Here is a 26,660-nt window from a genome sequence, read left to right on the forward strand (position 1 = left end):
CCAATCTATCAACGTAACGTTAAGTGTCTCAGTAATAAGACACAATTTAAAAGACTTCTAGATTAACGTACTCTCTATATATTAAAAGGAGTTGCCCTCTCAGATCCTTTGCCTAATCTGCGGACAACCTGTCATTTTGAAAGGTTAAACCATTTTTTTCATATTATAAGCCTAATCATGATAAAATACGTACCATAATGAAAAAGACCCAAGGAGGATAACCACATGAAACAGGAACTGATTGACCGCCTGACTACATATGTTCAGGTGGATACCCAATCCGACGAAAGCAGCCACACTTGCCCCACCACACCCGGACAGCTCACATTGGGCAACCTCCTGGTAGACGAACTGAAATCCATCGGTATGACAGACGTAACCATTGATGGTCATGGTTATGTAATGGCAACCCTTCCCTCCAATACGGATAAAGAAGTGCCCGTCATTGGTTTTCTGGCACACCTTGATACGGCTACTGAGCTAACCGGCGCAGGAGTGAAGCCACAGTTGACGGAGAATTACGATGGAGGCGATATCACGCTGAATGCCTCGCTGGGTGTAGTACTTTCTCCACGTGAGTTTCCCGAATTGACTCAATATAAAGGCCATACCCTAATCACAACAGATGGTACCACCCTGCTCGGTGCAGACAACAAAGCTGGCATCGCAGAAATCATGACAGCAATCCACTATCTGATTGATCATCCAGAAATTCAACATGGCAAAATTCGCGTTGCTTTTACACCGGACGAAGAGATTGGAAGAGGACCTGAACGCTTTGATGTAGCCGCTTTTGGTGCTGAATATGCTTATACAGTAGACGGTGGACCGCTCGGAGAACTGGAGTATGAGAGCTTCAATGCCGCAGCTGCTCATATTACCATTCATGGTGTGAATGTACATCCTGGTACGGCTAAAAACAAAATGATCCACGCTGCCAAAATCGCTATGGAACTGCACAGTAGATTACCTGCGAATGAAGCCCCGGAATATACAGACGGGTATGATGGCTTCTATCATCTGTTGGAGTCTACAGGCACAGCAGAACAAGCCAAACTGTACTATATTATCCGCGATTTTGATCGCGAGAGCTTCGAAAACCGGAAAGCTTATTTGACAAATATCGTAAAAGAGCTCCAGGCTGCCTATGGAGATAACCGCATCACGCTGGAGCTGAGAGATCAGTATTACAACATGAAAGAGAAAATCGAGCCTGTCAAACATATCGTCGATATCGCACATGAAGCAATGACAAAGCTGAATATTGAGCCCATTATCAAGCCGATTCGTGGAGGCACAGACGGTTCACAGCTGTCTTACATGGGACTGCCTACACCGAATATTTTCACAGGTGGGGAGAACTATCACGGTAAGTATGAGTATGTGTCAGTGGACAACATGGTGCTTGCCACCAAGGTTATTGTGGAAATCGCACAATTGTTCGAGCAACGCGGCAAGTGAACCACTTTTACACACACTGACACGTTTAGATTAAATATGAAGGCATATCGTTTCGTAATGGAAACGATATGCCTTTTTTATTGAAGCTCTCATATCCCCTTTAAATTTTCGATACCTTTATAACTTTTATCCGTCTTCAGACCGACAATTATATAAGACTATAAAAAATATATTTAGTAAAGAAAGGTAGGCAGTCCACTTGAATACAATAGATGCATTAATTGTAGCCATTCCCTACATACAACAGGTTATGCGTGAGAAAGTAACCCTTGCTCTCTTCGACCGCACTCACGTTCTTGCTTACACCCAATCAGAGGGTATGGACCTCGGCTTTGAAACAGGCTCGGAGCTGCTGGAGGACTACAAAAATTTTGCCATGCTTAAAAATGGACATGAGGCCAGCTTGACCCACATTCCGGCTGAAGTCCTGGGATATCCTCTTGATATGATCAGTATTCCTGTGTTTGACGATAAAGGGGACGTCATCGCAGCGTTTGCCGCCTCCTATAATTTGACCAACAAAAATCAACTGGATCAAATCGTATCCGAAAACCTCTCCATTACCGAGCAGCTCATTGAGATGGTGCAACATGTAACAGCGCATTCGGAGGAGTTACAGGCTACCAGTGAACACATTTTGAAGAACACCCAAATTGCCGTACAAAACTCGGGTAAAATTAATCAGGTTGCTGTATTTATCAAGGAAATTTCCGATCAAACCAACCTGCTTGGATTGAATGCTGCGATCGAAGCCGCACGTGTCGGAGAAGCAGGAGCAGGCTTCGGTATCGTTGCTCAAGAAGTACGCAAGCTGTCCGTAGAGTCCAAAAAAGCGACGGTCGATATCGAGGGAGCCCTTAAGGATGTACAGAACTCCATTCGTCAGATGGAGCAGGAAATAGAGCAAATTGTTTCTTCTTCTCAAGAGCAGGCGACTCTGGTAGGCTCTTTCACCGAAGTCATGGAGCGTATGCAAAAGGCGAGCGAAACGATGCAACATCTGGCCGATAACCTGACTTCCTATATTGTAAAATAAATAACATCGTTACTTTGCATGAGAAAGGGGAGCGCACTGATCCGCAAATGGCGAAAAAGTGCGCTCCCCTTATTTACACAATCCCTACTGGGTATGACGATCGAAGTCTGAAATCAAGCAGTAAAAGAAAAAACACCATGATTCGAAGGATGCACGGAGTCTAAATCTCCCAATGTATTTCCTATCGGAAGAGCAACACTAAGAAACGCTAAGACCATAGTTATCGAGCTTAATGCCTTTTTCATTATGAAGCCCCCTTAATAAAATGGTTTGGTATTGCTCTTGCTGGGACGGTGTTGCCAAATCTCGGTAAGTCTCGAATAGTGCAATCAGTGTTCTAAAATCGGCATCGGCTTCTACACCAATAGAGAATTGCAGAGAAACAAGGATATAATTCAAGGCAACGATATACTGCTTCTTTTTCAAATAGTAAATAGCTAATTGGTTGACCAGTTTTAAATAATATACGCGGTTGGCTCTATCTTCATAACCTTCAAATATCTCAATATCATCGGCAAACTCGTTCAGCAGTTCATCAATATCCCAATTGTTCAAGTTAGCTGCTTCAGTAATACTAACCAATCCTGGTAGTAGCTCCTCGTCATTGTTGTGAAGAAACTGAACATATTCCGGTAAAAGTTCCTTCTTCCCCGAAAGTAAATCAATCATATATAAATTGGCCTTGGCGAGAAAACGGAATCTCTCTACTTCTTCGTGACCGCTTTGATCCAGCCCCATAAACCAGCCCATTTCGCTATACTTCATAATATAATCTCTGGCTTCCTCATACTGGCCTATATTCTGATAATAAATCGATTTCGCTAGATAACTGTAAGCATAATAAAACACCAGCGGGTGTTTGGTGTCCAATGTCTCATACTTGCCGTCCGCAGCATTTCTCAGTTGGGTGTGATACAGGCTTTCAGCCAACGAATGCAAATAATCCGCAACCTTGTTCGCTTCATCCCAATCATTATGCGTGTAGCTGATTCTAAATAACTCGCAAGCTTTATCAAGCGCGTGGCTGTCCGACAACAAATAAATAGCTCCCCTTTGATTCAGGACCTCTTCCACTAAACCCCGCCTCCCTATCCTGAAAATTACGGTCACCCCTAGCCTTGTGGCTATTCTTCAGGGTAGTTATGCTATTAGCCCCATTTTTACATGCCAGTATATTACAAATATAGTCAAAGCCTAACTTGAAGTCAATTTAATCATCGGTACATTCATATTTTTGCAATCTGACATGGATATGTATATTTACGAGTCACGAATAGAGGATTTTCATTATTGAATTAATGCTAAAGAAGACAAAAGATTGGCTCTCTTATGAGTGGTTTTTATGATCTATAGTATCGTCAGGGTAACTACGTTACGAATTAGTGCGTACTTTTCAACCGAATACCGGGGCCTTACAATCAAACCTGTGCACGAAAGCAAAGTATAGAGTACGACTCAACAAAGCATGTACCTATTCACCAAAATACAAATTCACTTAAGGAGTGAAGTTAATAACATGGAACTTCAATTGGCTTTAGACTTGGTAGATATCCCACAAGGTATTGCATTGGTAAAAGAAGTCGAATCGTATATTGATATCGTAGAAATCGGTACGCCGATTGTCATCAATGAAGGACTTCACGCTGTAAAAGCAATGAAAGAAGCATTTCCCAATCTAAAAGTGCTGGCTGACCTGAAAGTTATGGACGCAGGGGGATATGAAGTGCTGAAAGCTTCCGAGGCTGGTGCCGATATTGTGACGATTTTGGCTGTAGCTGAAGATGCAACGATCAAAGGTGCTGTAGAAGAAGCTAAGAAACAAGGCGGCAAAAAAATCCTGGTGGACATGATCGGTGTTAAAAACCTGGAGCAACGTGCGAAAGAAATTGATGCTTTAGGCGTTGACTACATCTGTGTGCATACAGGCTACGATCTGCAAGCGGAAGGACAAAGTCCGTTCGAAGCATTGCAAGCCGTCAAAAAAGTCGTAAAAAACTCCAAAACAGCCGTAGCTGGCGGCATCAAGCTGAGTACATTGGCTGAAGTGGTAAAAGCTCAACCGGATCTGGTTATCGTAGGCGGCGGTATCACTGGCGAAGACGACAAAAAGGCTGTAGCCTCGCAAATGCAGCAGCTCATTAAACAAGGTTAATCCCAATGGAGACCTCTCAATATTTATCCGAGGTAATCAAGGAGCTGCAATTCGTTCCACAGCTAATCAGCGATACCGAATCGGAACAGCTGATCCACTCCATCGCTGCTGCGAATAAGGTATTCGTAGCAGGAGCGGGGCGCTCAGGGTTCATGATTCGCTCGCTGGCCATGCGGCTGATGCATATGGGAATTCAAGCTTACGTCGTTGGGGAAACCGTAACCCCTGGTTTAAGCGAGGGTGATCTGCTGATTATCGGTTCAGGCTCTGGTGAAACCAAAAGCCTAGCCTCCATGGCAGACAAAGCGAAAAAACTCGGGGCCTCACTGGCGCTCCTTACCACCTCCCCCGAGTCCACCATCGGCAAACTGGCCGATATCATCGTTAAGCTGCCCGGCGCACCCAAGGACCCATCCAACAAGAATTACCAAACCATTCAGCCCATGGGCTCACTGTTTGAACAAACCCTGCTGCTGTATGGCGATGCGTTGGTACTCAGAACGATGAAGCTGCGCAAGCTGACTTCCGAATCCATGTATGGTCAACACGCCAATTTAGAATAAAACTGCTTTTTCCTTTACGATAACAAAGCAGGCTGTCCCTACATGTCCGAGCATGTAAGAACAGCCTGCCTATTGTGTTTAAATGAAGTAAAATCTTAGTCTTCTACTCCTCTGTCTCAAATCATTTATTCATACTCCCTACTGGCAGCGGCGGCACTTTGGATGGATCAACCAGCGCCCAATATGCATATTTGGCCTTTAACCGTTCATCGAACAGCAGCGGCTTATCCACCCGGGCAATCGGGAATGTACTGAGCCACGTATTGCCATCATCTGTTCCCCAAATGGTCACATTGCTGAGATGTTTCTGCTGTCTTGTAAACATATCGAACAGCGCCTGATAACGATGAGCCTGCCGGATCAGTAGAGCTTCAGGAATCGTTTCGTAGCGATCCGTATCATTCGAGTAGAGGCCCATATCCAGCTCTGTGATCTGATTATCCAGCCCGAGTGAAGCAAACTTTTCGATGGATTGCTCGATTTCGGCAATAGTAGGGAACTCCAGGCGGATATGCGATTGGTGACCTACGCCATCAATCGGTACACCTTTGGCAAGCAAATCACGCACCAGATTGTACAGAAAATCCCGTTTCTTCGGTTCATGGGTATTGTAATCGTTAATGAACAACCGCGCGTTTGGCCCCGCCACTTCCCTCGTGACACGGAACGCTTTTTCAATATAATCGGTTCCTGTAATCTGATACCACTTGCTACGGCGCATGCCGTCTGGCTGATCAGGATCAATGACCTCATTCACCACATCCCAATCGGTAATAACATTTTTATAACGAGCGGCAACAGCACGAATATGCGTCTCCAGGCGATCCAGCAAAAGCTTTTTATTCTCAGCAGTCGGTGTCATCGGCTGTCCATTTTTGTCCTTAAACATCCAGTCCCCGGTTTGGTTATGCCACACTAAGGTATGGAAACGAATTTCCAATCCGTGCTGTTTTGCAAATTGAACAATTTGGTCTGCTTCCTCCCAATGGAACTGCCCCTCGGATGGTTGCAAGGAGACAGGCTTCATCGCATTCCCTGCAACGACGCTGTTAAAATGCTTCTGTACCAGTTCTCCGTAAGCCCCTTCGGTCTGGAAAGCCTCAATCGCTGTGCCGATGCTGAACTGTCCCTGATATAATCCATGCAAAGAAGGTATGTCCTTCTCAATCGCCAGCGGCGGCACCAGGGACAATTCGAAATCATCCATATAAAAGGAGGACGTCCCTTCTGGCGATTCCAGGTACATAGAAACGGTGTCTGTATCATGTGCGAGCGTATACGTGCCAGACAAATGCATCCATCCTCCTGTCGTAATCGCCGTATCGCCTACAACCGTTTCATATGCACTTTGACCTTGGTAATCACGTTGTACGCTGAGCCTCACCTTGGCAGGCTGCTCACCTGGCACCAGCTTCACCCAGGCGCTGACCGTATAACGGTTGCCCTTTTGCATCGTGACAGTCACGTCCAGCTTGGGACCGGCATATGCCTTTTGTCTGCCTGTTGTCAGCAGACTGTATGAGCCGGTCCGTGCATCGGCATTCGAGACCTGCACGGTCTCGGCTCCTAAGCGGGATACCCAGCCTTGGGCTGTGCCATCTTCAAACCCAGATACAATCCCACTTGTAGGATTCGTTGGTGTTACTGATACCTGCCTAATTTCCACCTCATCCACATAGTAGGCCTGAGCGGGATTCGAGTTCTCCACATACAGCTTCAATGCATTCATCTCCCCGGTAAACGTATATCTCCCATGAAGTTTAATCCACGAAGTATCTGCTGTTTCCGTCTGTGCTACAGTCTTCCATGCTGTAGTCCCCCCTGTCGGCTGCTGCTCCATCGTAAGCTTAATCACGCTTGGAATTGCCGCATTGCCGTCCAGTTTCACATACCCGCTAATTTCATACTCCACATCCGGCAGCAGCAGCGGCTTCACATCCAGCTCTGCTCCGTTCCAAGCCGCCGTACGAGCGGTTGCCTTCAGACTGTGCGTACCGCCATAGGCCGCTTCCGTGACGGATGCAATTTGGGTATAAGCTCCCCGGGGCTTCCAGCCGTCACTGTTTCCTTGCTCAAATCCATACGCTCCAATGATCTTCCCTGCCGATAGCACCTTGTCCGAAACCGACGGAGAATGTTCCATAGACGAAGCTGCCTTCGCTACAGACGTTCCCCACCATCCGATAGGTGATAACAACAGCACTCCAGCCAGCACTAGACAAAAAGGCGTATACCAACATGACCGCACAGCAATCCCTCCTGCACTCAAATTTTTGAATTCATATTTGGCACTCTTGGATTATAGTTATCTGCGGATTGGAAACGGCTCTTAGAATGAATGTAAAATATTCACTATCCTTTGACGCCTCCCAAGGTCATACCCTTCACAAAATATTTTTGTAAAAACGGATAGACTAAAATAATAGGCACTGAAGCAACAATCGTCATCGTGGCACGAATAGAGGTAGGCGTAACCGCCTTTGCCAAATTTTCCGACCCTGCAAATTGGCTGGCATAGTCCTGAGCGTTAACGGACGTATTGGAATTTTGCAGAATTTTCATCAGCTCATATTGGAGAGTGCTCCATTGCTCATACGACGAATTGTACAAAAATACATCGAACCAGGAATTCCATTGCGAGACCGCCGTGAACAGGGATACTGTTGCCAGCACTGGCACACACAGCGGCAAAACAATGCGCATAAAAGTAGCAAACTCGCCAGCCCCATCAATACGCGCCGACTCCAAAATCCCCTCTGGCAATCCCTCAATAAAGGAGCGAATGACTATGACATTAAACACCCCGATCAAGCCCGGCACGATGTACACCCAAAAGGTTCCCAGCATCCCAAGCTCACGAATCAAGAGAAAATTGGGGATCAATCCACCGCTAAAATACATCGTCAAAATAAAAGCAATCGAAACAAATTTGCGCAGCACATATTCCGGTCGGCTGATCGTATACGCCACCATCGCGCAGCAAAACACCGAGGTCACTGTACCTGCGACCGTACGTAATACAGAAATTAACGTAGCATGAAAAATCGTCGCTTCCTTGAATACAAATTCATAATTACTCCACGTGAATTCACGCGGCCACAAATAAATCCCACCCCGAATCGAGTCATTCGCTTCATTTAATGAAACCGCCAACGTATTTAAAAATGGATACAGCGTGAACACCATTAGGCACAGCATAAACACAACATTGCACGCATCAAAAATCCGATCCGAGGGCGCCCGAAATCGCCCGTGTATGGCCTTCCCTTTGCCCATGACTTCCTCTCCTTTCTAAAAAACAGCCTAGTCCTGCACTTAAATCCGATTGATTATTCTTAGAGTTTGTTGGTACTGTTACTTGGAACTATCATTTTGAGTGGTTATATCTAGTGGCAATTGGAGTGAATTATGTGGATTATTTTTGGGACTATAAGAAGTCGTGTTGTAGTTCGTTGGTAAGGTCTTGATGAGGTCCGCGAAGCGGCCTGTTAAAAATCCACTGACCTTCCCTGTAGAATGGATGAGCAAGTTCCCCTGCTACAACCCTCAGTTCTTAAAAAATGACTTTACGGAGGATAGCAGCGGAGCGGGCGGAATTGTTCTAAAGAAGCGGAGCGTTCACCTTTATTCCCGGATTTTAACCTATGATTTTTATTCCAATAAGAAAATCCGGGGATAACAGTGATCGGAAGAACAATCCGCACGCGCAGCGACCTTCTCCCCCGTAACTCACTCTTTTTTAGAACAACCGCTCCTCCCCTAACCGCTTCGCAATATGATTGGCGCTAAACAACAGAATGAAGCTAACCACCGTTTTGAACATTCCAGCAGCAATGGAAAGCGAAAAGTTCCCCATCTGGATACCATATTTCAAGACGAAAATATCTAAGTTTTCCGAGTAATCCACGTTCATGCCGTTGCCCAGTAAATATTGCGGTTCAAAGCCTGATTCCAGCAGGTTGCCAATGTTCATAATGAGCAGGATGATAAATACAGGCTTTAATCCCGGCAAGGTCACATGCCAAATCCGCTGAAACCGCCCTGCTCCGTCCATTTCGGCCGCTTCATACTGCGAGGGGTCAATCGTGGTCATCGCGGCCAAATAAATGATGGTATTCCAGCCGACATTTTTCCATACCTCCGACGCTCCGAGAATCCCCCAAAAGTAGCTTCCCTCACCCAACCACAGAATAGGTTCCTTAATGAGTCCAAGCCACATCAGCACCTCATTGACAATGCCGCCGTCTGCTGATAGCGCCGTACTAATAATGCTGGCCGCAACTACCCACGAAATAAAATGTGGCAAGTAGCTGATCGTCTGCACCACTCGCTTAAATACAATCTGACGAAGCTCATTCAGCAAAATTGCTAGTGTTATAGCGGTAACAAATCCCAGCACCAGATTAATAAAGCTCATCGCCAGCGTATTGCGCATCACCCGCAGAAAGTGTTCATCCTGAAATAGAAAACGGAAATGCTTCAATCCAACCCATTGCTGATCAAGCAGCTTGCGGGCAGGCTTAAAATCCTGGAAGGCAATCGTCCAGCCCCAAAGAGGCAAATATTTAAAAATAAGCAGCCAGATTAAAAAGGGGACGGACATCCATACGAGTGCACGCTGCTGATTCAGCTTGTGTATAAATCCCCTAAAGCCGGTTCGCCGTGAGAGCGGCAAATGGCCCGAGGAGGTCGTAACAGGTGGCGGTGACGTGTAGCTCATAGCTGCTTCCTCCTTTATTTTTTCCCGACCGTCTTGATTTTTTTGGCAACCTCCTGCGTGATCAGCTCCTCAAAGGCCTTCACATCCAGCTTGTTAAACTCGGTGGTGTATTCGTTCCAAATGGCATCAAATTGTTCCGGTGCAGACAGTACCAAGCGCGGGAAATATTTGCGCTGCAGGTCTCCTTTCTTTTGCTGAAAAATCTGCGCAGGCGAGCCTTGATCAACCTGAATGCTCCAGGCTGGGAACCATGGACGCTCGTCAGGTGCGGAAAACATCTGCGAGAAGGACTCTACACCGTTCGCTTTAAGCAGCTTTTTATCACCTTCGGTATACGACATCCGCGCAACCTCAGGCTGCCGTCCGGGGCTAGCCGAGTTGCCGTCGGGCAAGGAAGAACCGTTACCGTACCGCGGCCAGCTGTATTCAAAATATTTGAACCCAAATGAGTCACGGAACGCATCCTCACCCGTCTTCTTAATTTGCTCCTTGGTCCGATAAAAGCGCCCATTTTTATCTACATCATAGGTTTCACCTTTGATCCCCCAGTTGGATAATACCTGGTTTTCGTCGGTCAGCAGATTGTTGAAAAATTTGATGATACGTACCGGGTCCTTGGCACTGACTGTAATTCCGATGCCTCGGTTATTAACAAATGACGACGGATCAAGATACTGATCCTTTATATTCCGGTCGTATACAACAGGCAGCCCTACATATTCCAGATCATCATTACCCGAACGCTTGGAAGCCTCCTGCAGGTTATTTAGAGACTGCCCTGCCTGCCAGCGATAATCGAAAAAGCCCAGCACCTTACCCGAGGTTAGCTTCGCCAAATATTGATCGTAATTGTCTACAAAGGAGGATTTATCGAATAGGCCCTCTGCGTTAAGCTGATTCAGTTCCTGGAGATACCGCTTTGTGATTTCCTCATCTCCATAATCCGTCGCCTGGTGTGTTTTCATATCAATAATCGTGCCGCCATCATTGGGATAGCCTGCCAGATGCATCGGCGCATTCGTAAGCGCATAAAACCTATCCTGCGTGGTTAACGCCAAGTACCCGGTTAATCCCTCGTCTGCATGCTTTTTCGCATAGTTCCGAATCAGAGCCAAGTACTCATCTAAAGTTTTTATTTTTGGGTATCCCGCCTCCTTCAACACTCTACGCTGTATCCAAAAAGCTCCCTGCTCTATATTAGGAGCAGACAAATAATCACCGACCACTGCACTGAACGGCAGGAAATAGATATTCCCATCCTCCGCTTTCATCAGATTGTAGTACGGTCCATATACACGCTTGATATTTGGCCCATATTTATCGATCAAATCATTCAGGGGAATAAAAGCCCCGGCATCCAGCAGTTTATCAATCGTGCCATCAGGTACAATCACGTCTGGATAGTCATTACTGGCAATAAACGTGCCGATTTTCGTATTCGAATCCCCTACCAAATGCTCCAGCTTCCAGTTCACGCCGGTCTGATCTTCCAGTATTTTTCCGATCCGCGTTTCATTGGTATTAATGTCTCTTCCCGCCGTGGCATTAAAATACGTGAATGTGACCTTCTCCTTGCTATCTCCCGACGCAGGCTCCTTACCCGAGCTCCCTGAGCAAGCAGCGATCATAGATGCCATCATAACCATTACCAGACTGATGATTCCGAACCTTTTGCTTGTCATGCCAGACCTTCCCCTTTCGGCCTCTTTTGTCGATTGTGTGTGAATACCAAATTGTAAGCACTTTCATTTTATAAAATGCCGTTCATTTTGTTCACCTGTCAATCTATAGGTGTTACTTAGGAAACTATAGGTCCCGATCCGCAGGAATCATTATACGAATTTCTGTACCCTCGCCGGGTGCGCTGCGAATGACCAGCTTAAAGCGGTTGCCATAGTAAAGTTTTAGACGATAGATGACATTTTGCAGACCTATACGCTCACCCATTTCTTCCTGCCTTTGCATGTAGCCATATAAGCGCTGCACCTGTTCCGAAGACATGCCCACCCCATCATCCCGAACCGTTAGCAGCAGTCGTTCTTCCTCATGCTCAAAAAGAATCTCAATGCGTCCCCCATGCTTTAGCGGCTCAATGCCGTGGATACTTGCATTTTCAACCAGCGTCAGTACGACCATTTTGGGAATCAAATTGTCCAGGTCTTCGGAGCGTGCCTGTACATCGTACTGTATTCGCTCACCAAAGCGATATTGTTGGATTTCCAGAAAACAACGGATCAACTCCAGCTCGTCCCGCAAAGTAACCCGATCCTTGTTCCACACCAGCGAATTGCGGAAAATCCGTGCCATATTATGAATAATGCGGGCTGTCTCATCCTCATGCTTCATCAGGCTTCGCATACGAATCGTCTCCAGCGCATTGAACAGAAAATGGGGGTTGATCTGGCTGTGAAGTGCATTCAGCTGGGCGTGCCTACGCTGAATCTCCAGATTTTTCCGCTGAATATCGGCCATATAGACATCGTTAATCAGGCGTTTTATTCTCAGCGTCATCCGGTTAAATTCACCTGTGAGCTGTCCGATTTCATCACTCGACTCCATACCCGGAATGAGTTCAAAATGCTGATTTTTCACCTTCTTCACATGTTTCAGAATGCGATGAAGCCGCACGTTCAGCGAACGTGTAATCCAGATAATGATCAAGGTGGGCAGCAGCATATTTACACAGGTTAACAAGAGCGCAAAATTGCGAGGTTCCTGCATTTCATACAACACTTCATCTCTGGATACCGCAGCCACAATGCTCCAGCCGTTCAGATTATTCGTAAGCACATAATGAGTCTTGAATTCCATGGTGTCATTGGGTAGCTTGAGGGTGCTATAGGCCACGCTCTTATGATTTATATCAACCTTGGGGTCATTTGTATATTCGACTTCTCCCCGTTCGTTAAGCAGAAAGAGACTCCCCTGCAAGTTCAAGTTATTGAAAATCTCCCGAATGGATGACATTCGCAGCTCTATTTTCAGTATTTTTTCACGACCATTTTGGGAATAAAAATAGTTCATCCGTCGAATCAGGCTGAAGGGGTGTAGCTGCTCAGCGGTACTGTCGTCAGTACGGACAAATATAGGCTTGGACTGGCGTCCAGGCGGGATTTGGGTATACCAGGGGAAGCTTTTGACCCTCTCATCTATAAAGCTGATTCCCCCGGAATCCATTAGCGTTGGATTATCTGTATAGATCGTAATTCCACCCACGGATTGGTACACAGGACTGTAAGTATTGTTTAAGATACGACGTAAATAAGAGTCATAAACAGCAATATAGTCAGCAGGGTGGGGATATGTTTCTTCCAACACCTCATTGAGTCGATAATCGGTATAAAAGATAGACGAGATTTCCATCGCATCTTCAAATTCCCGGTAAAATTCAATTTTAATTTGTTCCAGTGCGCGCGTAATATCCTGAATACGCTGTTCTTTCACATTTTGCGAGGTAACATGGTAAAAGATCAGATTGGTCAGCACGATAGGTGTAAAAACACAGAGGAAATAAAGCAGCAGCATTTTATCTCGCAGCCGTATATGATCCAGGATAGTTCTCAGCCTCTTCATTCGCCGGACCTCTCTGGCTCGTACCCAGCACTTAGGCTATTGCGGTATTCACTTGGCGTGACGTGCGCCAGCTTTTCAAACTGAGTCACAAAATAGTCTGAACTGCCGAAGCCCACTCGCTCCGCAATTTCATAAATACGCAGGTCCGTCTGCCGCAGCAGGCGTTTCGCCTCCTGAATGCGCAATTTCAGCAGAAATTCGTTAAAGTACACCCCGTATGTTTTTCTGAACAATTGACCGAGGTATACCGGATTCATGTAAAAGTGAGCCGCTATGCTTTTCAGGCTTATATTCTCGGCAGCATGCTGCTCAATATAAGCACGGATGTGCTGGATTCCTCCCTGCTGACATTCCTTGCGCAACGTCCCAATATATTTTCCACTTTCTTCGGCAAAGGCTGTAAACAATCGTTGGAGTTCACCCAACGACAGATTCATATCCTGCCAGTTTATCATCGGTTCCAGTGACTGGAGTGAGCGCTCATTTCCCTGCATGTTTTGAATGACCCGCACGATACTAAGAACGCATTGATGCAGACTCATTTTCATAGCCTCAGGAGCATAATACTCTTCCCGAAAGCTGCTAAATAAATAACCTACGGTCGCACGTAGCTCTTCCAATTGGAGCTCCTCCACCTGCTCTGTCAAGCTATCCAGTACGTCCTGACGAATGGTCCTATAGTGGAGGGATGGCATTTCATCCTGTAAAAAGATAACAATACCACTAGGGTCATGAATGTATTTATGAAGCACTGCTTCCTTTGCACTGGCATAAGACTGCTGGATATCCCGCAACCGATTTACAGGACTTCCCGCATAAACGAATACCCGAATTCCCAACTGGTTTTTTACTGACTCCATCCCCTCTATCTCCTGTTGTAGCGCTTTCATAAACAATTCTACTTTGGCTCCAAAACCCTCTAAAAAGAAGTCCGGTACGATAAGACCAACCCGGTTACGATGCTCATGGACATAGAGGGGGTACTTGCCGTCCATTAAACGATGAAGCGCTTGCTCTATAAGCTCCCTGAACTGGAAAAGCGATAGCATGACACCATCGTCACCGGAGCGCCAAGGATGCTGATCATTCAGCTCAACAAGTACATAGTACATACACGTGGCTTCTCCAAGCCGCAACTGTTGCTCCCAATGTGTCACCACTGCATCATCCACTGGGTTCATCATCATCGTCTCTAACAGCCCGCCTGTAAGGTGGTGTTGATATCGCTGCGCGTTCTGTTGCTCACGGTGCAATCTTTCACTCAGCTTGCGCAGTGTAGCCGAAAAGTCCTCATCATCAACCGGCTTGAGTATAAAATCATGCACTCCATAGCGGAGTGCCTGCTGTGCATAAGTAAAATCACTGTAACCACTCATGATAATAAAAGCAGGATGTTGGGTACCCCGTTCGAGTACGGATCGAATCAGCTCTAATCCATCCAGCACAGGCATACGAATATCGGTAATGATCAGATCCGGGTGAAGACGACTGATTAGCTCCAGCGCATCCTCACCATTATCAGCTTCTCCCACGATTTCAAAGCCACAGGTTTCCCAATCCACAAGTTGAATTAGCCCTTTGCGGGTGAATATTTCATCATCCACCACAATGGCTCGATGCAGCTTCATAACCTGCCTCCTCCTTTCAATGAAACGTTATTTTATTGGGGTTGACTACTTCGCGGGCCTTGCACGATATCCCAGCTGGAGAAATATGGCCTTTGCAACGTATTGTGGCACTTCGAGAGCAGTTTGTACAGACGGGATTTCATCATAAGGTCGCTCCAAAGCGTGAAAACTATTGCCCCCAGCTGCTTCCTCGCCGAACACAACCGTGACCTATAGTGGCTTGTTGATGAACAGACATCCAGCGTTGTCACAGATACAGTCATCCAGCTCAGAGGGGAATGTATAGTCTATTTCGGGGTGTGGCTCTCCAATAAGAAAGCCGCTTGGTCATTTAAACCAAGCGGCTTTCTTATATTTGGATTGCGTTTTCTCTTCTTGTTATTTCTATACTTTATACATTTTGTGCGTAGCTTTCACTTGGCGTTTTGGTCAACACCACATGCAGGCTGGAGTTCGCTCCCGCACCACCACGATAGGAAAAGTGCTCATCTCCAGTAATATGGATCATATCCCCTTGGACAACTTCCGTTTGTTCACCATTTACAGTTACAGTACCGCTTCCTTCAAGAACGAGCAAATATACATTCGCTCCTGGATGGTTATGTGTTGGCAACTCAGCATTAGGGGTGAAGTTGAGAATAAAAATAACATTGTCAGCTTCCTTATGCACAATTCGTTTTGTAAATGCAGCTTCTTTATATTCCTGAAATTGAATGAGGTTTGATTTTTTCATGTAGATTCACTCTCCTGTTTGTAATTGGATTGGGCCTATATAGTCTTATTGTATTTGATTATTACGCTCGTCTTGTGATTGCGATCACAAACATAAATTTAAGTCATAAATACTTTGAAATATTCAAAAATTTGATTTCAATCATCTTTTTCATCATCACATCTAGCTAGAATCAAATTGTGTTAGACAAACCAAAACAACAGGAGGTTATTCCTATGAAACCAGGATTCAAGCTGGCAAAGAATATATATTGGGTAGGAAAAATCGATAATCGTGAGGTACCCTTTCATCGGCTTACCCTATCTAAGGGTACAACCTATAATGCATACTTACTAAAAACCGGAAAACCAACCATTATAGATACCGTAGATATGGCGTTCGGTAGAGAATTTGCCGAAGCTGTAGCGGAATTGATCGACCCGTTGGATATTCAATATATAATCGTCAATCACACGGAACCGGACCACTCCGGCGGGTTGGCGGCCCTTGCTTCCAAGGCAGCAAACGCCACCATTGTCTGCACTGAGATTGCCGTTCCGGAAATTCAGCAGATGTACAAGCTCCAGCATCGGAACTTCCTCGTAATCAAGGATGGGGATCAACTCGATATTGGAGGCAAGACACTGCTATTTAAGGAAACACCTTACCTCCATACGGAGGAAACCATGATTACGTATTGCGTGGAAGATAAAATCTTGTTCCCTTGCGATATTTTCAGCACACACGTAGCTGTAGAGCATCTATTTGCCGATGAGGCCGGTTTTGATATTACCGAGGATTTTATCGGATACTACCAGGCTATTATTCATCCACATCGCAGATATGTGCGTACATTAATCGAAGCTGTATCTGACTTGGATATTGAGATGATTGCTCCTTCCCACGGCTTCGCGATCCGACATGATATTGCCAAATTTATTGATTTGTACGCATCGATGAGCACCGAAACCAAGGATGATAAAAAAGTAGCGATTGTTTATGCCACCTTAAAAAATAATACTAAAAAAATGGCAAACATCCTGAGAGATTGCTTTTTGGAGAACCAAATCAAGGTGGAGCTATGGGATGTAGATAAGGCGGATGAAACCGAGATATTAAATAGTATTGCCTCAGCGGATTCTGTTTTCGTCGGTAGCTCTACCAAATATGCCGACATGACAGGCAAATTGGAAGACCTGCTGCAACAAATGCAAAAGATGAATTTGGAAGGCAAGCTTGCTGCCGCCTTTGGCTCCTATGGCTGGAGCGGTGAAGCCATTGAGGTCGTACAGGATTACTTGAACGGTACTAATATGAAAGTCCAAAGTACTTCAGATGTAATCAAGTCAACGGGTATGACGCATGTGGAATTTCCGGTACGTGTTCGCTTCTCTCCTACAGAAGATGAAAAAGTGAAAAAAATAAAAAATGCTGCTGAATTTGTCTCAGATCTGCTGCTTAGTGTTATTTAGCGCAGAAAGCTAGAGGAATAGGAGAGATGCCGAATGGGTAACCAACATTACGTTATAATCGGAGGCGGCGTGGCCGCTATCAACGCGGCAAAAGCAATTAGAGATCATGATGAGTTAGCCGAAATTTCGATTTACGGGGAAGAATCCTCCCTTCCGTATAACAGAGTCAAGCTTTCCAAGGCGCTATTTACTGACTTGCATAGCGACAAAATCCTGATCAAAAAGGAAAAATGGTTTGCCAATCAGCGGATTAACGTTTATTCCGGCATAAAGATCACCGCGATACACGCAGAGGACTGCACCATCGAAACAATAAATGGACAAACCGTTGCTTATGACAAGCTGGTGCTGTGTACAGGAGCCCATAACCGTAAGCTGGTGCTGGACGGGGCTTCACTAAGGAACGTTCACAACATTCGGTTTCGACAAGATGCAGACAGACTTAAAGCGGAATTGCGAGAGGGAGACCGGATATGTATCGTCGGGGGCGGTATTCAGGGTGTAGAAACCGCCTGGTCCTTCCAGCAAGCCGGATATGCCGTCACCATTCTGGAAGCTTCGCAACGGCTGATGCCCCGTCAGCTAGATGAAAAGGCATCCGCTATTCTGACCCGCCGAGTTATCGAACAAGGTACCCAGGTATGCCTTGGACAAGGCGTAAAGCGTATTACAGGCACGGAGCATGTAGAGGGTGTAGAACTGCAGGACGGCACTGTTATTCCCTGTGAACATGTCGTGTATTCTATCGGCATTGTACCTAATACGGAGCTTGCTCGCCAAATCGGTCTTGATATCAGACAAGGCATTCAGGTGAATGCGCAGATGGAGACCAGCTTCCCCAATATATACGCAGCAGGTGATGTAGCCGAGTTCCACAATAGAGTAGATGGATTATGGGAAAGTGCTATGGAACAAGGGAAAATAGCAGGCACTAATATGGCGGGCGCCTCCGCAGCTTACCAGCGTCCCATTCCTGCCACCCTGTCCAACAGCTATGAATGCCCCTTGTTTTCCATCGGTCTGGTAGATGAACAGGCCTGCGACAACAGCCTGACCCGTGAAAATCAAGTTTCTTATACACGTATGTTCATACAAAACGGCTCTATCTGTGGCGCGATTGGCTTCGGAGATGCTCTTGCTTCACTTCCATATAAAGCAGCCATTACCCAAGGACTCAGTCCGGACGCACCAGAGCTTACAAAAATTTTAGATGACAAGGAGAATTAACAATGAAAAAATATGTATGTCAGCCCTGTGGATACGTTTATGATCCTGCTATAGGTGACCCTGATGAAGACGTGATGCCAGGTACAGCGTTCGAAGACCTTCCAGAGGACTGGGTTTGTCCAGTCTGCGGTGAGGATCAAAGCCATTTTGCCCCTATAGATGATACAAAATAACAAGAACACACTATACTTTTTAGTTTCCGGTTGATGAATGGAGTGAATGAATGTGAATGAAATGTCCTGCCCCTGCCAGTGCGAACAGGAGCCCTGTGCCCGCAAAGTGCCTATCTTTTCCTCTTTGTCCTGCGAAGATTTGTGCAAGGTTAGCTCCATGATCCGGCATCGAAAATATCAGAAAGGCGAGGCCTTGATTGTCGAGGAACAGGCATCGGATACGCTATACATTATTAAAAGCGGGCATGTCAAGCTGCTGAAGATGACACCTCAGGGGAAAGAGCAAATTCTACACATTCTGACTACTGGCGATTTTTTTGGTGAGTTGAACATATTTAATAACGACGAGCTGAGTAATTTTAGTGCGTACGCCTTAAAGGATACTGATATTTGTATGCTAACCAAGGATGATATGGAGGAGTTGATCCGCAACAATCCCGATATCTCTTTGAGGCTGCTTAAAACGATTACCAAACGCTTGGCACATACTGAAAACCTGGCTCAAAGTCTGGCTACCAAAGACCCGGAAATCCGTATTGCCTACATGATTCTCGAACTCGGACATAAATACGGCAAGCCAGACGGCTCCAATATTAAAATAAATCTCCCCCTTTCACGCGAAGAGATGGCTAATTATGTGGGTGTGACACGTGAAACCATCAGCCGCAAGTTCGGAAAATTTGAACAACTGGGGATTATTCATATCAAAGGTACACGAGAGATTACCATCTGCGATGTACAGAAACTGAACGAATATATGGATTGAGACACTAGATATCAGGTTACTCTGGCATGAGGACAAAAAAACCGCCCCTGCAAAACAACACTAGAAACCGTAGGCCTGTTTTTGCGTAGTAATACAAAGTTTATGAGCCTGAAATCAAGCCAAGATTTCTGTTCTTCACGCTCTTTATAAAATAAGCAAAATGGAGAGGAATAGATATGGCGGATCACCAAACCGGCAAAGATATTTTTCGAGAATGTTGCTCTAGGATTGCTGCGGCCTGTGAGCCTTGCGGATTCAAATACTATAAATCCAGGAGAAGCATGGTGCTAATCTCGACGAGGTGCTTGAACAAGCCATCTTGACCGGATGGTTTTTGCCACAGTCGAATCCCATGGAGTTTTATGTGCTGGATGTTCTGAATCTGGTGGTTGATTTCGGATCGCCGGAACAGGTAACCGCATGTGCGCACCGATACATCCGCCATTTACCGGAGGAAATGCAGGACACATTCAGGAAAGAATATGAAGCCTACCACAGGGATGGACAGGCTGCAAGCACGATAGCATTCCGCAAATTGATCCCTCTTATGGTGGAGAGAAACATTTCCTTACCCGCAGTGAAATGAAAGGATATTGGCGCGCCGTATTGAGACTGTGCCTTCATTGCTGAAGATGGGCGATCACCTGTGTGGTGACCGCCCATCTCTCATTCTGCGGATAAAGAAGCTATATTGGTGGCCTTGGGAAGCGCAGCCTGAATTGTAGCCGGCCTGGAGCAATCCCACACTACCTTGACCAAATATACAAACAACAGCACGTTTAGCAATGATGTCACACACAAAATAATACCGTAATGATCCTGAGAATTGGAGCTATAGAAAATATCAAAGGTGTTCAGGAAAATCGTAAGACTGAATCCACCCGCAAGCCACAAAAATCTGCGATCTCGCAAATACAGGTACGCCAGTACAGCTAACGCGGCCGCAGGGAACAGGTACCGTTCATGCATGCTGGAAGCGAAGGTAAATACACCTGCAATGAGTACCAGTGCAGCTGCTGCTGCGAACTGTGGTTTCCGACTGCGGATATACATCCACCATGTAAACAAAGTCACCAGCACAATGCAGATCATACCCCATGTATGGTAACTGAACAGGAACAGCGTTGTAGTGTCCTGCGTATAATTGCCACCAATGAGTGCGAAGAAGTTATACGCGTTCACCGAAGCATATGGATATTCGCCAACTGTCCCCTTGTATAAATCAAGCAGCCATAATGGCTCCTGCCCCCATGAAAATGGCAATATAACCAGAATAGTTGTCACAACGGCGCCGCCAATGGACAACAGCCAAGGCTGTATTTTGCGCTGTCTCAGCAGCTCGAAGAACAGAACCGGCCCATAAATAATCCCCTGTGGCTTCATCAATACCGCTATCGTAAACAATACAGCGGACCAGCCGATCCGGTTTTCTACCAGCAGCACAATCATGCCTACAATCAGCATGGTAAAGAATGAATCTACCTGCCCCCAGAAGGTCGAATTGATAAATACAGCCGGGTTAAACACGTAGAATATGGCCAATCCGAGGCTCACTCCATAGCCGACCCGTTTGCTTGCCAACCGGTACAGCATGTACGCTGTCACGATATCGGCTAATATATTCGGAAGCCGCAGCAATACAGACATATAAGGACTAAAAGCATCCGTAGAGCCGATTTTACCGATTACATATAAAATATAAATATAGAACGGTGGATAGTCACTGGAACCATTCGTGTAAAAGCCTGACAAGCTATTCGCTGCTGTCGTAGCCCAGTTTCGGAATAGCATTAAGTCCATGTGACCCGAGATCCATGGGGCGATCGCCATTCTTAAAAAGAACCCCACACCCAGCACAGTCCATAGCATCAGTCCCCGGTTACGTTCCCCGAGCTTCCATTCTTGAGCCGGAAAACGGTACGCAATAAATACGAACGCACCGAAGAACAAAGCGGCGAAAATCGCCATCGGAGTAGCATAAGCAGATGAAGAATTTCCATTCCTCCCACCACCCATACCACCGCCTGGACCGCCCATGCCCATTCCAGATCCGTTACCAGACATGCCACCCGGACCTCTGTTGTGCTGTCCGTCTCTAGCAATACCACTGCCGCCCGATGCAGACGTATCATTCCCGGCCGTTGTGCCTTTGTCACCTGATATCGGTGGATTCTCAGTAGTGGAGTTGGTCGTCTGACCTGTCGTCCCCTGATTCTTGCCGTCAGAGCTGTTCGTCGCATCCGTAGATGCTGAGGACGAATTCTGCTGGTCCTGTCCTACATTTCCTGTTCCACGGTTCCCCGCAGTCTGACCGTCAGAGGAACGTTGCCCCGGCCCTCCCATACCTCCGCCTGGTCCTCCTCCAAACCCGCCGGATGGACCTTGCCTCACTGTCGCAGACTGAGACGCGGAACTACCTGAGTAACTCCATAACGACACGATACTAACGGCAGCACACAATATGAGACTAAATAGAAGTATATATTTCAGACCGTTCGCTTTCCAAACGTTCAAATCCGATGCACCTCTCTCTGTTTCTATTTTCCTCATATTGTATCTGCCTTAGCTTAGGACTTTGTGAGTTCTGGCTGAATGTTGGCTGAATACGTAATCATCACACTGAACATTGCTGCTCCAACTCCATAATCGCTTTTTCCAGCTGAGATTGTGGATGCTTCAGCATATTGCCATGACCGGCTGCTAGTAGAGACGGATTGCAAGACGCCAGCTTTTTGGCACTTGCCAGCGAAACTTCCTTATCCCAGGTAGCCAGTGCCGGAAAAGGAAACAGCGGCTTGAGCCTTCCCGCCACCGCAACACCGCCCCGAGTCTGGAAGGCATCACCTGCAATCAACGCACATGTACGGGTATCCAAAAATCCCATTGAGCCCGGCGTATGTCCCGGTGCGCTGATCGCCAGCAGCGAGCCCACATGATCCCCATCCTCCAGTAAAACGTCAGGCTGGGTAAGGATATTCTTTGGCACGCTGCCCCGAATAGGAGTATCCGGTTCGCCTGCCTCCAACGATACATCACCCTTCAGCAGCCGAGCATCCCGTCTTGAAATGAATACTTGTGCCTCAGGATACTTTGCCTTCAGCTTATCCAACGCACCTACATGATCCCCATGCGCATGGGTAAGTACAATTCGTACAATCGTCTGCCCAATGCGCGCCGCAGCTTGTTCAATACCCTGAGCACTATATGGCAATCCGGCATCGATCAGGGTAAGCCCCTCTTTCTCCTCCACCAAATAACAGTTCACCGGGAACAGCCGGGGCATAAACGTCAATTGATACACATGCTGCACCTGAACGATACGCATTTTATCTCATCTCCTTTTCTTGATCGAAACTAATTATATTAGTATTATAATTAATATAATTAGTTTTAGGCAAATTTTTTAGTAATATGCCCATCGGAACGTTGGTTTTTTGGTCATACGTAGCGTTAAAGGAAAGGATTATACAAAGCAAAAAGCAGACCCGGAATCCTACCTCTGGGTCTGCCTTTATCCATATTATGCACATGTCTTTCAATTCATTAGCTCTACCGGATGGCCTCAGCAATAGGCGTACTGCCGGACACCAAATCAATCGCACGATGATACGTCTGTTTTTCCTCCAGTGCTGCTACCACCGTTGCCGCTACATCTTCACGTGAGATGGTATGGCTGGTAAGATCTTCACCCGTAGCAACCTTGCCAGTACCCTCATCATCTGTTAGCCCGCCGGGACGAAGAATCGTGTAATCCAGATTGCTCGCTTCCAGCAAGCGATCTGCATAATGCTTTGCCACATAATACGGCTTAATCGATTCGGGCCACTGCTCCCGGTTCTCCGCATGTAGAGCGCTGACCATAATAAAGCGCCGGATACCCGCTTGCTCAGCGGCCTCCATCGCCTTGACTGCTCCATCAAGGTCGATGAGCAGTGTTTTATCCGCTCCTGTTTTGCCGCCGGAGCCTGCCGTGAACACGACAGCATCGCTGCCTTTTATAGCTGCAGCAATTTCATCAACTGTCCCTTCAAGGTCAGCTACTACCGTTTCTGCTCCCAAACGTTCAAGCGCTTCGGCCTGATCCGGTTTGCGAATCAACGCCTTTACGCGATGCAATTCATGTTGCCCCAGTAGGCGAACGAGATGTCTGCCTACTTTTCCATTGGCACCAATCACCAATACGTTCACTCTTATCCCTCCTGTATTCACGGTCTCTCATCTACTTTATACTGATATATTTTACCCTTTGAGTCCAGGACGCAATCATATGGGCTATATCAGATTGAACTCAGTTTTTTTCTGAATGCTCCACATCTCGCTTATGCTGTAACACGCGAAGACCTGCCCAAAAGGTGTCCATCATCACTTCGATACTCCGATCCACATCCACAGGTAAACCAAAACCACCCTTTTGTTCAAGCGAGGCAAAACCATGCAGAAGACTACGGAATCCCCTCGCTGCATGAATGCAATCTGCTTCGTTGAAACCGTAGCCACTGGATAGCACGGTAATGACAAGTTCCGCTACGCGATCCGCTGCATGTCTTAGCTCGGTATCATTTCGGTCGGTTGCATACAGCATCGCTTCATACAAACCAGGTCGCTCGCGCGCATACTGCATATACGCTCTCCCCATAGCAGTCAGCGCATCTTCGCCTGCTCTGCCTACGGCTGCGCTCACCAATGCCTCCTCTAACTTTTCGAGGCTATGTAATGCTAGCACATGACGCAATCCGTTCAACCCGTCCACATGGTTGTACAAAGATGGAGGACGAATATGCAGCTTTTGCGCCAGCGTAGTGAGCGTGACATCTCCCATCCCACGTTCATTGGCAATATCCTCAGCAGCCTTCAGGATATCTTGTAGCTTTACTCCATTTCTAGGTGACATCATCCTGTCCCCTTTCGTTGAATTCCTATGTAAGGTGATTTTCATATGGATATACAGACTAAGTTCTTATTTTGTCTTAACTAATCCTGTTAGTTTATACAAAGAGGGTCCCGTTTGCAACAGTTCCATCCCCCGGATCTTTTTTAGAAGAAGAGCCAGTAGGATATTACTGATATAATACAAAGAGATTATAGAGCGGATCTGATATCTTTTCCGATTCCCTGCAAAGGAGCTAACTATATCTATGAAACCCCAGCCACTTCCAGCTATTGAATTTAATCATATCACCAAATATTTCACCGGATCGGGGCAGCAACGTGCTGTCCTGAACGGGATTACAGCAAAGGTCCCTCGCGGAAAAATCACGACACTGGTCGGTCCGTCAGGCTCTGGTAAAAGCACACTGCTTTCATTGTGCAATCTCTTGCTAACATCGGATGAAGGAGAAATCAGCGTCCTCGGCAAGCCTATAACCGAGTGGGAGATCCCTGAACTGAGACGAAAGGTAGCATTGGTTTTTCAAGATGCTCCCATGCTTCAGGGGACGGTCCTCTACAATCTCCAGACTGTAGAGCGGCTGCATGGTACGGTACTGGAAGATCCGGTTGGCCTGTTAGAGCGCGTAGGGCTTACCCGTGACCTGCTGGAACAGAAGGCGCAGGAGTTGTCCGGTGGACAAAGACAGCGCTTGGCCTTGGCACGGACGCTCGCGAACCGCCCGGATATTTTACTACTGGATGAGATTACTTCTGCACTGGACCCCGCCTCAGTCAAAGAGGTTGAGGAACTGCTGCTTCAAATGAACAAAGAAGAGGGAACAACAATGATCTGGATTACACATCATATGGAACAAGCCCGCAGGGTAGGCCACGAAACATGGCTGATGATCAACGGAAGACTGGTAGAGCAAGCGGATACGGAGACATTTTTTAATGCTCCACAGCATAGTGAAACCCGCAAATTTGTAGCAGGAGAATGGGTATGACGATTGTTGCCTTGATTCTCTCTCTTGGTTTTGTATTTATCGCCATCGTCATGTCCAAGTCCTTCAAACTCGGTTTGGACCGAGACATTATTATTGCCACGATCAGAGCATCCGTTCAGCTACTGGCGATTGGATATGTATTGCATATGATTTTTGGGATGCAAAGCTACGGATTTATCGTGTTATTCATTCTGCTCATGATCACTGTAGCTTCTCAAAATGTTGCACGCAAAGGACGGTTTATCCCTCGTCTCATGTGGAAGTCATTCCTGACGTTGCTGTGTGTGGAAATCGTTACACAGGCATTCCTGATTGGCTTGCATATCATTCCGGCGACAGCCCGGTACATGATTCCGATTAGCGGCATGATCATTGGCAGCTCCATGATTTTGTCCAGCCTGCTGGTATCACGGCTCAAGTCGGAAGTCCTGCTGCGCAAGCCTGAAATCATGCTCATTCTCGCACTGGGGGGAACCCCGAGACAAGCCATCTTCCCTATACTGAAGAATTGCATACGTTCCAGTATGATTCCAACCATTGAGGGGCAGAAAACACTCGGGCTTGTTCAGCTTCCCGGTATGATGACCGGACAAATCATTGCAGGTGCCAATCCGATTGTCGCCGTGCGTTTGCAATTGCTCATCGTATTCACTACCATGACCTCTGCCATTTTGACCAGCGTGCTGCTCAGCCTATTCATTTATCCGACATTATTTACCCGCCAGCAACAACTGCGCACAGAGTCTTGGGAGGTCTGATAGAGACGGATACACCTAGTTATTTACCAACCATTTTCCATATATCAAAATAAAATAGACATGTTTAATTCCTGACACGAAGGTTAATAGATACACGTAGACGCTTTACTAAAATTCGATGAGGAGTGATTGAACATGGCTAACAACAACCAAAATGGCAAAATGAGTCGCGAAGAGGCAGGACGTTTAGGTGGAGAAGCTACTGCTAAAAATCACGACAAAGAATTTTACCAAGAGATCGGCGAAAAGGGTGGCGAGGCCACATCCAAAAGTCATGGCAAAGACTTCTATCAGGAGATTGGTGAAAAAGGCGGCGAAGCCACTTCCAAAAACCATGGCAAGGAGTTCTATCAGGAAATCGGCCGCAAGGGCGGTGAAGCCCGTGGCAATTCAGACCAAAGTGATAGCGATGGGAAAATGAGCAGGGAAGAAGCAGGCCGCAAAGGCGGCGAAGCTCGCGCCCGTCAACGCAAAAATAACTAAGATTGATTAGGATACGTTGTCGGTGCAGTTGCAACGCAAAGGCACAGACTGCATAGAATG

24 protein-coding genes are annotated in these 26,660 nt (G+C 46.5%); 12 read left to right on the plus strand and 12 right to left on the minus strand.

Going from position 1 to position 26,660, the window contains the following annotated elements:
* Positions 1–225: 225 nt before the first annotated feature.
* A complete protein-coding gene (gene pepT, locus HFD99_RS10020; protein WP_016822686.1) occupies positions 226–1,461 on the plus strand; it encodes a peptidase T in 1,236 nt (411 codons plus the stop codon).
* A 199-nt stretch (positions 1,462–1,660) separates the two neighbouring features.
* On the plus strand, positions 1,661–2,497 hold the full coding sequence (locus HFD99_RS25925) for a methyl-accepting chemotaxis protein (protein ID WP_016822685.1): 837 nt from the start codon (positions 1,661–1,663) through the stop codon (positions 2,495–2,497).
* A 198-nt stretch (positions 2,498–2,695) separates the two neighbouring features.
* Here the strand turns inward: HFD99_RS25925 and HFD99_RS10030 are convergent, their stop codons facing one another.
* Positions 2,696–3,571: a DNA-binding protein gene (locus tag HFD99_RS10030; protein ID WP_090888969.1), complete on the minus strand. Its 876-nt coding sequence runs from the start codon at positions 3,569–3,571 to the stop codon at positions 2,696–2,698.
* 442 nt (positions 3,572–4,013) lie between these two features.
* Here HFD99_RS10030 and hxlA point away from each other — a divergent pair, with 442 nt between their 5' ends.
* Together hxlA and hxlB are read left to right on the plus strand one after the other, a co-directional pair.
* A complete protein-coding gene (gene hxlA / locus HFD99_RS10035) occupies positions 4,014–4,649 on the plus strand; it encodes a 3-hexulose-6-phosphate synthase (RefSeq protein ID WP_090888972.1) in 636 nt (211 codons plus the stop codon).
* Between the two features lie 5 nt (positions 4,650–4,654).
* A complete protein-coding gene (gene hxlB / locus HFD99_RS10040) occupies positions 4,655–5,212 on the plus strand; it encodes a 6-phospho-3-hexuloisomerase (protein WP_016822682.1) in 558 nt (185 codons plus the stop codon).
* 121 nt (positions 5,213–5,333) lie between these two features.
* On the opposite strand, the gene HFD99_RS10045 is transcribed toward hxlB, so the two are convergent.
* The 7 genes from HFD99_RS10045 to HFD99_RS10075 all read right to left on the minus strand — a co-directional run bounded on the left by HFD99_RS10045 (position 5,334) and on the right by HFD99_RS10075 (position 15,866).
* Positions 5,334–7,460, minus strand: a complete 2,127-nt coding sequence (locus HFD99_RS10045; protein WP_090888975.1) for an endo-1,4-beta-xylanase — start codon at positions 7,458–7,460, stop codon at positions 5,334–5,336.
* A 104-nt stretch (positions 7,461–7,564) separates the two neighbouring features.
* Positions 7,565–8,488: a carbohydrate ABC transporter permease gene (locus HFD99_RS10050; protein ID WP_016822680.1), complete on the minus strand. Its 924-nt coding sequence runs from the start codon at positions 8,486–8,488 to the stop codon at positions 7,565–7,567.
* 463 nt (positions 8,489–8,951) lie between these two features.
* The gene (locus HFD99_RS10055; RefSeq protein WP_016822679.1) at positions 8,952–9,932 is read right to left on the minus strand and encodes an ABC transporter permease; all 981 of its coding nucleotides are present in this window, start codon (positions 9,930–9,932) and stop codon (positions 8,952–8,954) included.
* Between the two features lie 14 nt (positions 9,933–9,946).
* On the minus strand, positions 9,947–11,614 hold the full coding sequence (locus HFD99_RS10060) for an ABC transporter substrate-binding protein (protein WP_090888981.1): 1,668 nt from the start codon (positions 11,612–11,614) through the stop codon (positions 9,947–9,949).
* Between the two features lie 124 nt (positions 11,615–11,738).
* The gene (locus tag HFD99_RS10065; protein WP_019688943.1) at positions 11,739–13,505 is read right to left on the minus strand and encodes a sensor histidine kinase; all 1,767 of its coding nucleotides are present in this window, start codon (positions 13,503–13,505) and stop codon (positions 11,739–11,741) included.
* Positions 13,502–15,133: a response regulator transcription factor gene (locus tag HFD99_RS10070; protein WP_016822676.1), complete on the minus strand. Its 1,632-nt coding sequence runs from the start codon at positions 15,131–15,133 to the stop codon at positions 13,502–13,504. Before HFD99_RS10070 ends, HFD99_RS10065 begins: the two co-directional genes overlap by 4 nt.
* 391 nt (positions 15,134–15,524) lie before the next feature.
* Positions 15,525–15,866, minus strand: a complete 342-nt coding sequence (locus HFD99_RS10075) for a cupin domain-containing protein (RefSeq protein ID WP_016822675.1) — start codon at positions 15,864–15,866, stop codon at positions 15,525–15,527.
* A gap of 215 nt (positions 15,867–16,081) precedes the next feature.
* On the opposite strand from HFD99_RS10075, the gene HFD99_RS10080 reads away from it, so the two are divergent.
* From HFD99_RS10080 to HFD99_RS10100, 5 genes are all read left to right on the plus strand, one after another.
* Positions 16,082–17,317, plus strand: coding sequence for an FprA family A-type flavoprotein (locus tag HFD99_RS10080; protein WP_167440888.1), 1,236 nt, complete (start codon positions 16,082–16,084; stop codon positions 17,315–17,317).
* Positions 17,318–17,350: 33 nt separating this feature from the next.
* Entirely contained in the window at positions 17,351–18,544 is a 1,194-nt protein-coding gene (locus tag HFD99_RS10085; RefSeq protein WP_123797783.1) for an NAD(P)/FAD-dependent oxidoreductase, read from the plus strand.
* Between the two features lie 2 nt (positions 18,545–18,546).
* Positions 18,547–18,717, plus strand: a complete 171-nt coding sequence (rd, locus tag HFD99_RS10090; RefSeq protein WP_016822672.1) for a rubredoxin — start codon at positions 18,547–18,549, stop codon at positions 18,715–18,717.
* 61 nt (positions 18,718–18,778) lie between these two features.
* Positions 18,779–19,483, plus strand: coding sequence for a Crp/Fnr family transcriptional regulator (locus HFD99_RS10095; RefSeq protein WP_044786998.1), 705 nt, complete (start codon positions 18,779–18,781; stop codon positions 19,481–19,483).
* A gap of 319 nt (positions 19,484–19,802) precedes the next feature.
* Positions 19,803–20,069, plus strand: a complete 267-nt coding sequence (locus tag HFD99_RS10100; protein ID WP_225164821.1) for a ChaB family protein — start codon at positions 19,803–19,805, stop codon at positions 20,067–20,069.
* Between the two features lie 80 nt (positions 20,070–20,149).
* Here the strand turns inward: HFD99_RS10100 and HFD99_RS10105 are convergent, their stop codons facing one another.
* The 4 genes from HFD99_RS10105 to HFD99_RS10120 form a co-directional block, all read right to left on the minus strand.
* On the minus strand, positions 20,150–21,826 hold the full coding sequence (locus tag HFD99_RS10105; protein WP_123797868.1) for a glycosyltransferase 87 family protein: 1,677 nt from the start codon (positions 21,824–21,826) through the stop codon (positions 20,150–20,152).
* 271 nt (positions 21,827–22,097) lie between these two features.
* The gene (locus HFD99_RS10110) at positions 22,098–22,808 is read right to left on the minus strand and encodes an MBL fold metallo-hydrolase (protein ID WP_123797784.1); all 711 of its coding nucleotides are present in this window, start codon (positions 22,806–22,808) and stop codon (positions 22,098–22,100) included.
* A gap of 224 nt (positions 22,809–23,032) precedes the next feature.
* The gene (locus HFD99_RS10115) at positions 23,033–23,671 is read right to left on the minus strand and encodes an SDR family oxidoreductase (RefSeq protein WP_016822668.1); all 639 of its coding nucleotides are present in this window, start codon (positions 23,669–23,671) and stop codon (positions 23,033–23,035) included.
* A 100-nt stretch (positions 23,672–23,771) separates the two neighbouring features.
* The gene (locus HFD99_RS10120) at positions 23,772–24,374 is read right to left on the minus strand and encodes a TetR/AcrR family transcriptional regulator (RefSeq protein ID WP_031462458.1); all 603 of its coding nucleotides are present in this window, start codon (positions 24,372–24,374) and stop codon (positions 23,772–23,774) included.
* 244 nt (positions 24,375–24,618) lie between these two features.
* Between HFD99_RS10120 and HFD99_RS10125 the strand changes: the two genes are divergently transcribed.
* The 3 genes from HFD99_RS10125 (at position 24,619) to HFD99_RS10135 (ending at position 26,600) form a co-directional block, all read left to right on the plus strand.
* A complete protein-coding gene (locus tag HFD99_RS10125; RefSeq protein ID WP_031462459.1) occupies positions 24,619–25,359 on the plus strand; it encodes an ABC transporter ATP-binding protein in 741 nt (246 codons plus the stop codon).
* On the plus strand, positions 25,356–26,117 hold the full coding sequence (locus tag HFD99_RS10130) for an ABC transporter permease (RefSeq protein WP_123797785.1): 762 nt from the start codon (positions 25,356–25,358) through the stop codon (positions 26,115–26,117). Before HFD99_RS10125 ends, HFD99_RS10130 begins: the two co-directional genes overlap by 4 nt.
* A 135-nt stretch (positions 26,118–26,252) precedes the next feature.
* On the plus strand, positions 26,253–26,600 hold the full coding sequence (locus HFD99_RS10135) for a KGG domain-containing protein (protein ID WP_013373683.1): 348 nt from the start codon (positions 26,253–26,255) through the stop codon (positions 26,598–26,600).
* Positions 26,601–26,660: the final 60 nt, after the last annotated feature.

Source organism: Paenibacillus sp. EKM301P, assembly GCF_011800295.1.
Lineage (GTDB): Bacteria > Bacillota > Bacilli > Paenibacillales > Paenibacillaceae > Paenibacillus > Paenibacillus polymyxa.